The sequence below is a fragment of the Clostridioides sp. ES-S-0190-01 genome, from assembly GCF_020658275.1.
Lineage (GTDB): Bacteria > Bacillota > Clostridia > Peptostreptococcales > Peptostreptococcaceae > Clostridioides.
Genome location: NZ_JACVWA010000033.1, coordinates 1 through 885, shown reverse-complemented (window position 1 = coordinate 885; position 885 = coordinate 1). Strand labels below are relative to the sequence as shown.

Sequence of the window (885 nt, the reverse complement as noted above, 5' to 3'; positions counted from 1 at the left end):
CAGGCCATAGACCATTTAAATATTCTTTATTTTCCATAGCTTTTACTGAAGCAGGAGAAAGAATTCCATTTGATTTTTTCATAAATGTTTGTGCAAATGTACATAGATTTTCTGCACTTGAATATAAACCACCTGCACCTATAGTATTAAGGTTATCTTGTGGAACTGCATCTTCCCAATAAGGTACATAGGCTTTTGCAAGTTTTGAACTATCAAAGCTATTTTCTGGAGTTTTTGTGTTTTGTAAGTTAAGTGGATTGTTTATGTATTTATCAAGAAAATTAGTAAATGACATACCAGATACTCTTTCTACTAAAATTTCAGCTAAAGTAAATCCATCATTACAATAAACAGAAAAAGCTCCTGGCTTAGCTTTTAATCTTTGTTTCTTTAATTCTTCTAAGAAATTATCATGATTATAAGAATCATTGTCTCCCAATAAAAGGGCATTTTTAAAACTACTTCCCATTAGCCCTGATGAGTGATTTAATAACATTCTTGGAGTGATTTCTTTATATCTATCATCAGCCATTTTAAATTCAGGTATATATTTTACAACAGGAGTATCTAAATTTACTTTTCCCTGTTCAACCAATTTCATAACAGCTGTAGTAGTAAATACTTTACTGATAGATGCAATATTGTACATATTATCCTTAGTTAAATTTTTATTATCTTGTTTGCTGTATACTCCACCATTTCCAGAAATCTCAATTTTACCATTATCAATTAGAGCATATTGAGCGCTTACAGCTCCGTATTTAGATAGTAAAGTTTGAATTTTCTCTTTAGCAAGAGCTCTAGTTTTTGTGTAAGACTCCGAACCTTTACTATAATCATTTAACTCTATATCAGAGCTTTGATACTTATCGGAGATATTGTTTG

At 30.2% G+C, this 885-nt stretch carries 1 protein-coding gene; it reads right to left on the bottom strand.

Features of this window, described 5'->3' with window-relative positions:
- Positions 1–877: serine hydrolase domain-containing protein (locus IC214_RS21190; RefSeq protein WP_227845140.1), on the bottom strand; the 877-nt coding region annotated here is incomplete at its 3' end.
- Positions 878–885: the final 8 nt, after the last annotated feature.